We start from the raw sequence: 12,249 nt of genomic DNA, 5'->3' as shown, positions 1-12,249 counted from the left end.
AGTGACGGCAGGCAGATTACCCATCAGGAGGGGCCGTGAGGGTCGTGTTATTACTGCTGCTCAGTCTCGGCTGGGGTATAGCGGCGCAGGCGGGCGAGTGGTCGGTCGGCGTGCTGGCGATGCGCGGCGATGCGGCGACCGCGCGTGACTGGCAGCCGCTGATCGACAGGCTCAACGGCAGCGTCGGCGGTGAACGCTTCCGCCTGCAGCCGCTCGATCTGGCGCAGATGCGCGAAGCGATCAATCGGGGCAGCGTGCAGTTCGTGGTCACTAATCCGGCGCAGTTCGTGCAGTTGAACAGCCACTATCATCTGCGCTGGCTGGCGTCGTTGCGCGCCGCCAACGGCGATCGGGCAACGGGCAACATCATCGGCAGCGTGATTTTGGTGCGGCGCGACAGCGGCATAACGACGCCGCAGGCGCTGATGGGCAAAACGGTGGGCGCCATCGATCCGCAGGCCTTCGGCGGCTATCTGACCGGCTATAAGGCGCTCAGCGATGCCGGTATGCGGCCCGAGCGCGATTTTCACCTGCGCTTTACCGGTTTCCCTGCCGATGCCCTGCTCTATCTGTTGCGCGAGCGCGCCATTCAGGCCGCCATCGTTCCCGTCTGTCTGCTGGAGAAAATGGGTCGGGAAGGCTTGATCAACCCGGCGGATTTTCGCCCGCTGTTGCAACGGCCCACATCGATTCCCTGCGTCACCAGCACGCCGCTTTATCCCAACTGGTCGTTCGCCGCCCTGCCCGGTCTGGATAACTCACTGGTGGATGCGGTGGCAAGAGCCTTGCTGACCGCACCGCCGCAGTCTCCCTTTCAGTGGGGCGCACCGGCCTCGACCAGCGCAGTGGAAGCGCTGCTGCGCGCCGTCAATCAGCACCCGGAACAGCGGCGCCTGTGGCTGGATATCAAGAGCTGGCTGATCCAGCATCAGACGGCCGTCAGCCTGTCGCTGGCGGTGCTGGCGCTGTTGATCGTCAACCATATCTGGATCGCGCTGCTGGTGCGCCGGCGCGGGCGACAGCTGCTCTATGTCGGAGAACAACTGCGCCGTCAGGAGCAGGCGCTGGAGAACGCCAGGCAGTTGAACGTGCTGGGAGAGATGGCCTCCGGCTTTGCGCATGAGCTCAACCAGCCGCTGGCAGCCATTCGCCACTATGCGCAAGGGTGCCTGATCCAACTGCGCAAAACGGACGCCGGGCACCCGCTGCTGACGCCGCTGGAAAATATTGATCGACAGGCGCAGCGCGGCGGCGAGACGATTCATAACCTGCGCCAGTGGGTGCAGCCCCCCACCGAGAAGGTAGACAAGGCGAGCTGGCGCCCCATCTCGATAAACGAAACCGCCGAGCGGGTGTGGGCACTGCTGCACCTGACGCAACGCTACCCCGACCTGAAACTGTTCAACAACGTGGCACCTTCGCTGACGCTAACCCTGCCGCCGGCGCTGCTGGAACAGCTGCTGGCGAACCTGCTGCTGAACGCGGCGCAGGCCGGCGCCAACGCCGTCTGGCTTTTCGCCGACGAGCGCGAACGGGCGCTCGATGTGCATTTGCAGGACAACGCGGGCGGGATGAGCGCGGCCGGGCTGGAGCAGGCTTTCCGCCCCTTCAACACCACCAAGGCCGGTGGCATGGGGCTGGGGTTGGCTATTTGCCGCCGCCTGGCCCGCTATGGCGACGGCGAGATCCAACTGGCTAACCGCCCCGCCCCCGACAGCCGCAATGGGCTATGCGTCACCCTGCATTTCATATTTAACGATGAGGAAAACCATGTCGCTAATTCATCTGGTGGATGATGACGTCGCCGTCACCGACGCCTGCCGTTTTTTGCTGACCAGCCTCGGCCACGACGTACAGTGCTGGAATGACAGCACCGACTTTTTGGCGCAGGCCGATCTGTTTCAGACCGGGATCGTCTTGCTGGACATGCGGATGCCGAAGTTCGATGGCCACCAGGTTTACGGGGAGCTGCGCCGCCGCGGCGGCACGCTGGCGGTGGTGTTCCTGTCCGGCCATGGCGACGTGCCGATGGCGGTGGAGCAGATGAAGTACGGCGCGGTGGACTTCCTGCAAAAACCGATCGCCGCTGAACCGTTGATCGCCGCCCTCGAACGGGCGCGGCAGGTCTCGGCCAAAGCCTGGCGACGCCATGAAACTTGCGGCCGCTACCGCACGCTCACGCCGAAAGAACGCGACATCGCGCAGCTGGTGGTGCGAGGCATGATGAACAGGGAAATGGCGGAGCGGTTGAATATCGCCCTGCGCACCGTAGAGGTTCACCGGGCGAAAGTGATGGAGAAAATGCAAGCCGCCAGCCTGGCGGAATTAGTGATTCAGTTGCAGGGGTTACCGCACGCCGCGCACGAATGAACGCATCATGCAAAATTCCGCGCACCCTCTTGCCAACCGGCCTTCCTCAGGCCAGAATACTGTACATTAATTCAGTGTTTACAGGTGAGTCATGTTTGTAGAATTGGTGTACGACAAACGCAACGTCGCTGGGCTGCCCAACGCCGCCGAGATTATTCGCAACGAGCTGGAAAAACGTGTGCATGCGCTGTTCCCGGAAGCTGACGTGCGCGTGAAACCGATGCAGGCCAACGGCCTGAACTCCGACGCCAGTAAAAGCGATCGTGAGAAGCTGAACCGAATGTTGGAAGAGATGTTCGAAGAAGCGGATCAGTGGCTGGTCACTGATATATAAACCCAACCTGATCGCTGGGCTCCTCAACCGGCTATTTTCCCGCCAGAATACAGCAAACGCTCAGCCCTTGATTAATGGGCTTGACGCGGTGCCTCCCCCATCCGGTTATCGGTTGGTTAGTGTTAATATCGACGCTATTCGAAGCGTGCAGTGTGCACTTTTCCAGCGCACAAGTACCATAACAAAAAGCCCCAGCATCGCTGCTGGGGCCTCTGTCATGGTGCCGGCTACCGGAATCGAACTGGTGACCTACTGATTACAAGTCAGTTGCTCTACCTACTGAGCTAAGCCGGCTGAATTTGGCGGAAGGACAGAGATTCGAACTCTGGGAGCTGTTACACTCGACGGTTTTCAAGACCGTTGCCTTAAACCACTCGGCCATCCTTCCAATGGGCGCTGATATTAGCGATACCGTTATGAAATGTCTATCATTTTGATGCAAAAAAATGGCATTGGCGGTGCAGTTGCCTAAACTTCAGGCCTTAAACGCTTAAAAAATGAAAAGCCCCGCAAAAGCGAGGCTTTTATGTTCGGCTGAAACGCGATTACTTCGGCTGCGAATCGTAGTCTGAACAGGTTTGATAGCCCTTGTTCATGACATGGCCCGTGTCGTTGTAGCTGACAAAGTACGTTTGCACCTTGCCATCGCGCGGCGCGACCGCATAGGTATCGCAGGTGCCTTGCGCATGAATCAGCGTGGCGGTGGTCGACGGCGGACCGGCAATCGCCCGCACCTGCTGCTTGGTCATCCCTACTTTGACATCGCTGACCACCGGCTCATTGACATAGCTGGTTGCGCGGTCATAGGCGGTGCAGCCGGCAAGAATGGAAAATACCGCGGCAGTGCCGACGGCCAAAACCAACTTCTTCGTCATAGCTTGTCCTCTTGGAGTACGTTTGTTGTCCCCTAAGTCTAGAAGTGGAAAGGCTTTTCTACAAATTCCCGTTTGTCGATCGGTGCGGTTTTTCTCGCTATCGGCCAGCACGGGGCGACATCGGATTCAAAAACCGAAATCGCTCAGCGCCGGGACATCGTCCGGGCGCCGACCGAGCGGCCAATGAAAACGCCGATCCTGTTCACGAATCGGCATGTCGTTGATGCAGGCATGGCGGTTGATCATCAACCCTTCCTGATTGAACTCCCAGTTTTCGTTGCCGAAGCTGCGATACCAGTTGCCAGAATCGTCGCGCCACTCATAGGCGAAACGCACCGCGATGCGCGCGCCGTCAAACGCCCACAGTTCCTTAATCAGCCGATACTCCAGCTCTTTCGCCCACTTGCGTTGCAAAAATGCGACCACCGCCGCGCGGCCGTCGACAAACTCTGCGCGATTACGCCAATGGGTATCGAGAGAATAGACCTGTGACACCCGCTCAGGATCGCGGCTGTTCCAGGCATCCTCCGCCAACCGCACTTTTTCGCTGGCCGATTCACGGGTGAAAGGCGGCAATGGGGGTTTAATGCTCATGATCATCTCCTGCGCAATAATGTAGACAACTCTGTCTACATTATTACGCTAGCGCATGTAGACAGAGTTGTCTACAATCACTCGAAAATAGCCTGGGAGAAAATGATGACCGCCGATCGCAATACCTTACCCGCCCGCCAGCGCATCCTGTTGACGGCTCACGATCTGTTTTATCAGGAAGGGATCCGCGCCACCGGCATCGATCGCATCATCAAAGAATCAGGTGTCACTAAAGTGACGTTTTACCGCCACTTTCCCAGCAAGAACGATTTGATTACGGCGTTTTTGGCCTATCGCCACCAGCAGTGGCTCACCTGGTTCAGCACTGCGCTGGATCGCCATGTGGCACAAACCGGCGGGTTGCTGCCGGCGCTGGCGCCCTGCCTGGCGGAATGGTTCGACGATCCGCGCTTTCGCGGCTGCGCGTTTATCAATACTGCGGTGGAAATCGCCGATCTGCTGCCGGAAAGCCTGCAAATCGCCGGCCGACATAAACGGCAAATGGCGGATGAACTGGCGCGTCACCTGCCCGCCGGCCCACAGCGGGAACAGCGGGCGGCAATGCTGGCGATGCTGATCGACGGCGCCATCGTCAGAGTGCAGATAGAGCGGCAACCGCAGGCCGCGCTGCAGGTGCTGAATGCCGCATTGGACATGTTGGCGCAAGGCGGGTTCGATCAGTAGTTGGCCCAAATGCCCGGCGTCACCAGTTCCAACAGATGGGCGTCGGGATCGCGAAAATAAATGCTCTCCCCGCCGTGTTCCCAGCGCATCCGCCCCTCAATCTCCACGCCGTTGGCCACCAGATGCCGTTCCCAGTGCGGCAGTTGCTCTTTCGCCACCGCCAGCCCGATATGCGCCGGCCCCACGCCATCGTGCGCAGGAATAAACCCGGTCGGATAGTGCGCCCCGCGCAGCGAATCACCTTCGATAAACAACAACAGTACGCTTCGATCGCCGACGTTGTAGGCGCGAAACCGTTCGTTGGCGGCCATCGTCGGCAGCTTCAGCACCTCCCGGTAAAACGCGTCCGCGCGTTCAATATCGCTGACGTACAGCACCGTTTCTATCACCCTGTCGATTTTGAGTTCCATAATAGCCTCCGCTCTGTTTTCCGTTCTGACAGCGTAGGTCGAACGGAGGCGAGCCGAAGCGCTTCCCGAGCCGACAACGGATCAATCCGTGCTTTTTACCAGCAAAAAAAACGCGGCCCGAAGGCCGCGCTGTGTGATTCACACGCTGGTGCTTAGAACTGGTAAACCAGGCCCACGGCAACCACGTTGTCGGTGTTGATGCCGGCAGCGTCGGTGAAATCGTTGTTGTCCACCAGGTTGATTTTGTAATCAACATAGGTAGACATGTTTTTGTTGAAGAAGTAGGTCGCACCCAGGTCGACGAATTTGACCAGGTCTTGATCGCCGTAGTCCTTGCCGTTGCCGGCGCGGCCCAGGTCTTTACCTTTGGTCTGGTTATAGCCCACGAACGGACGTAGACCGAAGTCGAACTGGTAGTGCGCATAGGCTTCGAAGCTCTGCGCCTTATTGGCGTAGCCGTAAACGCTGCTGTCGGAGCTGCCGAAACGCGCCGCGTTATAGGACTGGGTGAACATCACCGCCAGGTAGACATCGTTGGCGTCATATTTCAGACCGCCGGAGTAGCCTTCCGCCTTATCGCCGCGGCCCATGATGTTCTGGTGACCGTTACCGCCGTTCTGCTCGCTGGTGCGGCGAGAGTTAAAGAAGGCGCCCGCCGCGCTGATGCCGTAGCCCATGTCATAGCTCATGGACATGCCGTAGCCTTCGCCGTTTTGGCCCAGAACGTCACGACCGTTGTTGGTCTCTTCGCCGTTGCCGTTTTTACCCTGGTACTGCAGGGCGAAGTTCAAGCCGTCAACCAGACCGAAGAAGTCGTTGTTACGGTAGGTCGCCAGGCCGCTGGAACGCTGGAACATGAACTGGTCGGCGCCGTAGGTCATACCGTCGAACTCAGGCTGCAAGTCGGTATACGCCGCGACGTCGTACAGCACGCCGGTGTTACGGCCGTAGTCGAAGGAGCCGTAGTCGCCGAATTTCAGACCGGCGAAGCCGTAACGGGTGAAGTTCTTGTTGTCCTGGCTTTCAGCGTGGTTCAGGTTCGCCTGATATTCCCACTGGCCGTAACCGGTCAGCTGATCGCTGATTTGCGTTTCGCCGCGCAGGCCAAAACGCATATAAGACTGATCGCCGTCCACGCCGTTGTTGCTGGAGAAATAGTGAAGCCCGTTTACTTTACCGTACAAATCCAGTTTATTACCGTCTTTGTTGTAGATTTCCGCCGCGCCTGCTGTGCCTGCAACCAGCAGTGCGGGTACCATCAGAGAGAGTACTCGAAGTTTCATCGTTATTATCCTCGTTAATTATGTCGAGCTACGGCCACTGCCCTTTTCGAGCATTATTAGCACGACTGTGCATTACCATTCTGGTAACAAGGGTTATATTAATCCAGAAAGAAAATGATACCAAGTATCCGATAGTGTTTCATTGTAATTAATAAAGGTTTCAAAATGTAAATACGCGCGAACTTTCACAAAACATTACCGACAAACAAAATAAAGCACTTAAAGATAAAAAATAGACTAATTGATAAAAAATCATGTAGTTATACATATCTTTAAGAAAAAAAAGCCAACCATACAATTGAGCGAGACAATAAGCACATTGTGCCAAAACGCGAACCACGCGCAGCCGCTATAATCACCTCGCTATCATCATTATTTTCATTATTACCTTCATTATCCGAAGATAATTTCTGCATTCCTTTAACCGGCTTCTGGCCGGTTTTTTATTTTCCGCCCTACTTTCCTCACAATTTCAGCCCGTACAAATAGCACGCAAATAAATAACCTAATGATATAGTTTCATTAATTTACTTTCGCACTAATTGCTAATCTTTTTCCTTATTTTGGTCTACAAATTGAACTTGCTTTTCATTTCGTGCTTTATCTCATCGATTATTTCCCGCCGCAGGCACAATTAGCCGCAGAGATTCAGTTCTGGTAATCTGAAAAAAGCGCACCTTCAGCGAGTAAAATTCATGATGCCCTTTCAACCCGACGTGCTGTGGCGGCGGCTGCAAAGTTCCCCCTTCCGCGCTCGCTTCCGTTTAAATGCCAAGGACCAGACTTATCTCGAGGGTAAGGGATTGCCGCTGATCCTCAGCCATGCCCGCGATTTTATCGACCGCCGCCTGGCCGCCGCCCATCCTAAAAACGACGGCAAGCAAACCCCGATGCGTGGCCACCCGGTGTTCGTCGCCCAGCACGCCACTGCCACCTGCTGCCGCGGCTGTCTGGAAAAGTGGCACGGCATACCGCAGGGCGTCGCACTGGACGAACAGCAAAAGGACTATATTGTCCAGGCTATCGCGCTGTGGCTGGTGCGCAGAGGCGGTGCCAGGGATGTGTCCGGCACGAATATTTTCGACCCGGATCGCGGATTGTGATAAAAACTGTCAGTAACTTTCACCATTCTTTTGACCCAAGATCCTGACGCTTACATGACAGCCACCTTGTGCAATGAACAGCAAACGCCCGGCGTTCCTCAACAGATCGCCACCCGTCTGGCCTTTTTCGTCGCCGGTCTCGGCATGGCCGCCTGGGCGCCGCTGGTCCCCTTCGCCAAAGCGCGCATCGGTATCGATGACGGCTCGCTCGGCCTGTTGCTGCTCTGTATCGGCGCCGGCTCCATGTTGGCGATGCCGCTGACCGGTTTCCTGACCGGCAAACTGGGTTGCCGTGCGGTGATCCTGATGGCCGGGCTCGGGTTGTGCATCGATCTGCCGCTGTTGGCGCTGATGGACTCCCTCGGCGGCATGGCCGCGGCGCTGCTGCTGTTCGGCGCGGCGATCGGCATGATCGACGTAGCGATGAACGTGCAGGCGGTGATCGTCGAACGCGCCAGCGGCAAGGCGATGATGTCCGGTTTTCACGGTTTCTTCAGCATCGGCGGCATTGCCGGCGCCGGCGGCGTCAGCGCGCTGCTGTGGCTGGGGCTGACGCCGCTGCAATCCACCCTGCTCACCGTGCTGGCGGTGATCGCGCTGCTGACGCTGGCCAGCCGCCATCTGCTGCGTGAGAGCGGCGCCGATGACGGCGGGCCGATGTTCGTCTTGCCGCGCGGCTGGGTGATGTTCATCGGCATTTTGTGCTTTATCATGTTTTTGGCGGAAGGATCGATGCTCGACTGGAGCGCGCTGTTTCTCACCACATTGCGCGGCGTCGAACACAGCCAGGCCGGTCTGGGCTATGCGCTGTTTTCCATCACCATGACGCTCGGCCGGCTCAATGGCGATCGGGTGGTGAACTCGCTGGGCCGCTACCGGGTGCTGCTGCTGGGCAGCCTGTGTGCCGCTCTCGGCCTGAGCCTGGCCATCGCCTTCAATCACGCTACCGTTTCGCTGGTCGGTTTCATGCTGGTCGGCCTGGGCGCCTCGAACGTCGTGCCGATCCTGTTCAGCGCCGCAGGCAACCAGCGCGACATGCCGGCCAACTTGGCGATCGCCTCCGTCACCACCGTCGGCTATGCCGGTATTCTGGCCGGCCCGGCGCTGATCGGCTTTGTCGCTCAGTTTTCCAGCCTGACGGTGGCCTTCGCTTGCGTAGCCGCTCTGCTGTTGGCGGTGGCCGCCAGCGCCAGGGCCGTCACTCGCTGATTCAGGAATGCGCAGCCACTATGCAAAATAAACAATTGACCATAAGCTCCAGCAACATTACCCGCTGCTTCCTGCTGTTTATCGTACTGCTGACGATCGGCATCGGCCTGTATGGCTACAACTACACCAACGCCTGGCTGGCGGAAAAGAAGTACACGCTGAACAGCATCGCCGGTTCGCTGCAAAAGCGTATCGATGCCTACCGCTATATGACCTATCAGGTCTATGACAAATTCGGCAATGCGCCGGCACAGAATGTCGATCCCGGTTTGCAGGAAACCCGCCTGCGGCCCGATGTCTATTATGTCGAGAAACCGCACAAGAAAACCGACGCGGTGATCTTCGGCAGCCATGACGAAAACACGCTGGCGATGATCGCCAACATCTCGGACTACCTGGACACCCGCTGGGGCGCCAAGACCGAGAACTACGCCATGTATTACCTCAATGGTCAGGACAATAGCCTCAGCCTGATCACCACCCAGCCGCTCAAAGAGCTGGCTTCGCGCTTTCGGGAAAGCTACCTGACCACCTCGGCGGACGAACGCCGCGCCGAGATGCTGCAACAGGCCAATATGCTCGACGAACGCGAGAGCTTTTCCGACCTGCGCAAGCAGCGCTTCCAGAACGCCTATTCGTTCTCGATTCGCACCACTTTCAATCAGCCGGGGCATCTGGCGACGGTGATCGCCTTCGATTTGCCAATCAACGACATCATTCCGGCCAATCTGGCCCGCGCCAATTTCCTGCTGCTGCCGGACGATGTCGATCTCGACGATAGCGCCATCCCGGCGGAAACCGTCCTGGGTACCCATGCGACGATGAGCGGCGGCTGGGTGGAGTTCAGCGCCGCTCTGCCCAATGCGCCGCTGAAGGTGATGTATCGCGTTTCGGCCATCAATCTGGCCATCGATCTGCTGCGCAACAATATTTGGCTGATTGCAGTCAACTTGCTGCTGCTGGCGCTGTCGATGCTGAGCATCTACTTTATCCGCCGCCAGTACATTCGCCCGAGCGAAAACATGGCGGTAGAGCTGGAGGCCGAGCGCGCGCTGAATCAGGAGATCGTCTCCAGCCTGCCCTCCGGTCTGCTGGTCTACAGCTTCGCCAACAATACGGTGATCGCCAGCAACAAAATCGCCGAGCATCTGCTGCCGCACCTCAGCCTGCAAAAGATCGCCCATATGGCCGAACAGCATCACGGGGTGATCCAGGCGACGGTCAACAACGAGGTGTATGAAATCCGCATTTTCCGCAGCCAGCTGTCGCCGGACACCTACCTGTTCCTGATGCACGATCAGGATAAAGAGGTGATGGTGAATAAGCGGCTGCAGCAGGCGCGGCGCGAATACGACAAGAACGTGCAGGCGCGCAAACTGATGTTGCACAACCTGGGCATCGAACTGAATCAGCCGGTACGCCAGATGCACGATCTGGTCGACAGCCTGCGCAACCAGCCGGATGAGGAACAACAGCAGGCGCTGCTGGGCCAACTGACGGCGGCGTCGTCGTCGGTGCTGGGATTGATCGATAACATCACTCTGCTGACGCGGCTGGAAACCCAGGACTGGCAACCGACGCGCGAGCCGTTCAACCCGGCGGCGATGATCGACGAGTTGCTGCTGGAAGCCCTGCCCGCCCTCAATCAAAAGGGGCTGGCGCTGTTCAAGCATTTCCAGCTGGACGTCGAGCAGAACTATATCGGCGACGCCAACGCGCTGCGCAAGGTGATCTCGCTGCTGGTGCATTACGCCATTATCACCACCGCCTGCGGCAAGGTTTCTCTGGTTATCGACCATGAGCCCGGGCACCCTGACCGCCTGATTTTCCAAATCAACGACACCGGCTCCGGCATCTCCAACGAAGAGATCAGCAACCTTAACTATCCGTTCCTCAGCCAGACGCTGGTGGACCGCTTCAACCACGGTTCCGGCCTCACTTTCTTCCTGTGCAATCAGCTGTGCAAGAAGCTTAACGGCCAGTTGGACATTCGCAGCAAGGTGGATATCGGCACTCGCTACACCATTCGCGTCGCCATGGAGATGGAGAAAAAAGAGCCGCAGGAGCAGGAAAAGCTGCTCGACGGCGTCACCGCCTTGCTGGACGTCACGTCGGATGAAGTGCGCGGCATCGTGACCCGTCTGCTGCAGGCCTACGGCGCCGACTGCCTCGTCGCCGAAGATCGCGCGGTCAACCGCGATTATGACGTGCTGCTGACCGACAACCCGCAGCGCGCCGATGATTACACCCTGTTGCTAGCGACCGATGAGCCGGGCTGGCAAGCGCTGGATAAACGCTACATTCGGGTGAACTATAATCTGAACGGCGCATTAATCGACGCCGTGCTGATGCTGATCGAACAGCAAATGGCCGCGCTGGAACAGGAAGAAAGCACGCTTTCATTGAGCTCAGAAGATATCCAACTCTATGAAAAACAATTGAAATCAAGTGATTACTATGGGCTGTTTGTCGATACAGTACCCGACGATGTCAAAAAACTGTATACTGAGGCGGGCAGCAGTGATTTCAATGCGCTGTCACAAACCGCACACCGCCTGAAAGGCGTGTTTGCCATGTTAAATCTGCTTCCCGGCAAGCAGCTGTGCGAATCGTTAGAACAGCGCATCGCAGAAGGTGATGCGCCCGAGATCGAGAATAACATCAGTCAGATTGATTTTTTCGTCAGCAGACTGCTGAAGCAAGGTAGCCAACAACATGAATAACCTGAACGTAATTATTGCTGATGACCATCCTATCGTACTGTTTGGCATCCGGAAGTCACTTGAGCAAATTGAATGGGTGAATGTCGTTGGGGAGTTCGAAGACTCAACCGCACTGATCAACAATCTGTCCAAGCTGGACGCCAACGTGCTGATCACCGATCTGTCGATGCCGGGTGACAAATATGGCGACGGTATCACGCTGATTAAATACATCAAGCGTCATTATCCGCAGTTGTCGATCATCGTGCTGACCATGAACAACAACCCGGCGATCCTGAGCGCGGTATTGGATCTGGATATCGAAGGCATCGTGCTGAAACAAGGCGCGCCGACCGATCTGCCGAAGGCGCTGGCCGCCCTGCAAAAAGGCAAGAAGTTCACGCCGGAAAGCGTCTCCAAACTGCTGGAGAAGATCAGCGCCAGCGGCTATGGCGACAAACGCCTGTCGCCGAAAGAGAGTGAAGTGCTGCGTCTGTTCGCCGAAGGTTTCCTGGTGACCGAAATCGCCAAGAAACTCAACCGCAGCATCAAAACCATCAGCAGCCAGAAGAAATCGGCGATGATGAAGCTGGGCGTCGAGAACGACATTGCCCTGCTCAACTACCTCTCGTCCGTCAGCATGACGCCGTTGGACAAAGACTAAAGCCCGCCTCACGGCAGGTTA

The 12,249-nt window shown here is 57.4% G+C and carries 12 protein-coding genes and 2 tRNA genes; 8 read left to right on the top strand and 6 right to left on the bottom strand.

The window, feature by feature from the left end; translation table 11 throughout:
• Positions 1 to 44 precede the first annotated feature (44 nt).
• The 3 genes from ttrS to ACMGF7_RS15400 all read left to right on the top strand — a co-directional run bounded on the left by ttrS (position 45) and on the right by ACMGF7_RS15400 (position 2,704).
• Positions 45 to 1,796: a tetrathionate respiration histidine kinase TtrS gene (ttrS, locus tag ACMGF7_RS15410; RefSeq protein ID WP_197763577.1), complete on the top strand. Its 1,752-nt coding sequence runs from the start codon at positions 45 to 47 to the stop codon at positions 1,794 to 1,796.
• Positions 1,771 to 2,370: a tetrathionate respiration response regulator TtrR gene (gene ttrR / locus ACMGF7_RS15405; protein WP_049241800.1), complete on the top strand. Its 600-nt coding sequence runs from the start codon at positions 1,771 to 1,773 to the stop codon at positions 2,368 to 2,370. The genes ttrS and ttrR overlap by 26 nt, the downstream gene beginning before the upstream one ends.
• 91 nt (positions 2,371 to 2,461) lie before the next feature.
• Positions 2,462 to 2,704 (top strand): DinI family protein, encoded by a 243-nt coding sequence (locus ACMGF7_RS15400; RefSeq protein WP_004935803.1) that lies wholly within the window; start codon positions 2,462 to 2,464, stop codon positions 2,702 to 2,704.
• Positions 2,705 to 2,922: 218 nt separating this feature from the next.
• Here ACMGF7_RS15400 and ACMGF7_RS15395 read toward each other — a convergent pair.
• From ACMGF7_RS15395 to ACMGF7_RS15380, 4 genes are all read right to left on the bottom strand, one after another.
• A tRNA-Thr gene (locus ACMGF7_RS15395) sits at positions 2,923 to 2,998 on the bottom strand.
• A 6-nt stretch (positions 2,999 to 3,004) separates the two neighbouring features.
• Positions 3,005 to 3,092: transfer RNA gene (locus ACMGF7_RS15390), tRNA-Ser, on the bottom strand.
• Between the two features lie 157 nt (positions 3,093 to 3,249).
• Positions 3,250 to 3,579, bottom strand: coding sequence for an osmotically-inducible lipoprotein OsmE (osmE, locus tag ACMGF7_RS15385; RefSeq protein ID WP_049241804.1), 330 nt, complete (start codon positions 3,577 to 3,579; stop codon positions 3,250 to 3,252).
• A 126-nt stretch (positions 3,580 to 3,705) separates the two neighbouring features.
• Positions 3,706 to 4,173, bottom strand: coding sequence for a DUF1348 family protein (locus tag ACMGF7_RS15380; RefSeq protein ID WP_033633619.1), 468 nt, complete (start codon positions 4,171 to 4,173; stop codon positions 3,706 to 3,708).
• A 105-nt stretch (positions 4,174 to 4,278) separates the two neighbouring features.
• Here ACMGF7_RS15380 and ACMGF7_RS15375 point away from each other — a divergent pair, with 105 nt between their 5' ends.
• The gene (locus ACMGF7_RS15375) at positions 4,279 to 4,857 is read left to right on the top strand and encodes a TetR/AcrR family transcriptional regulator (protein ID WP_015378550.1); all 579 of its coding nucleotides are present in this window, start codon (positions 4,279 to 4,281) and stop codon (positions 4,855 to 4,857) included.
• Here the strand turns inward: ACMGF7_RS15375 and ACMGF7_RS15370 are convergent.
• Positions 4,851 to 5,267: a VOC family protein gene (locus ACMGF7_RS15370; protein WP_049241806.1), complete on the bottom strand. Its 417-nt coding sequence runs from the start codon at positions 5,265 to 5,267 to the stop codon at positions 4,851 to 4,853. The two genes, ACMGF7_RS15375 and ACMGF7_RS15370, sit on opposite strands and share 7 nt — an antisense overlap.
• A 152-nt stretch (positions 5,268 to 5,419) precedes the next feature.
• Positions 5,420 to 6,550, bottom strand: a complete 1,131-nt coding sequence (gene ompC / locus ACMGF7_RS15365; RefSeq protein WP_031300730.1) for a porin OmpC — start codon at positions 6,548 to 6,550, stop codon at positions 5,420 to 5,422.
• A 695-nt stretch (positions 6,551 to 7,245) separates the two neighbouring features.
• Here ompC and ACMGF7_RS15360 point away from each other — a divergent pair.
• Genes ACMGF7_RS15360 through rcsB form a run of 4 tightly spaced genes read left to right on the top strand, consistent with a single transcriptional unit; the run spans position 7,246 to position 12,228 of the window.
• Positions 7,246 to 7,653 carry a DUF4186 domain-containing protein gene (locus ACMGF7_RS15360; protein ID WP_015378553.1) on the top strand — a complete coding sequence of 136 codons (408 nt, stop codon included), beginning with the start codon at positions 7,246 to 7,248 and terminating at the stop codon, positions 7,651 to 7,653.
• 54 nt (positions 7,654 to 7,707) lie between these two features.
• A complete protein-coding gene (locus ACMGF7_RS15355) occupies positions 7,708 to 8,862 on the top strand; it encodes an MFS transporter (protein ID WP_015378554.1) in 1,155 nt (384 codons plus the stop codon).
• Positions 8,863 to 8,882: 20 nt separating this feature from the next.
• On the top strand, positions 8,883 to 11,585 hold the full coding sequence (gene rcsD / locus ACMGF7_RS15350; protein ID WP_049241807.1) for a phosphotransferase RcsD: 2,703 nt from the start codon (positions 8,883 to 8,885) through the stop codon (positions 11,583 to 11,585).
• Positions 11,578 to 12,228, top strand: coding sequence for a response regulator transcription factor RcsB (gene rcsB, locus ACMGF7_RS15345; protein WP_004935900.1), 651 nt, complete (start codon positions 11,578 to 11,580; stop codon positions 12,226 to 12,228). Before rcsD ends, rcsB begins: the two co-directional genes overlap by 8 nt.
• Positions 12,229 to 12,249 lie beyond the last annotated feature (21 nt).

Source organism: Serratia sp. BNK-17, from assembly GCF_048684935.1.
Taxonomy (GTDB): domain Bacteria; phylum Pseudomonadota; class Gammaproteobacteria; order Enterobacterales; family Enterobacteriaceae; genus Serratia; species Serratia nematodiphila.
The sequence above is the reverse complement of the archived record's forward strand: the minus strand, read 5'-3'. Positions and strand labels throughout refer to the sequence as shown.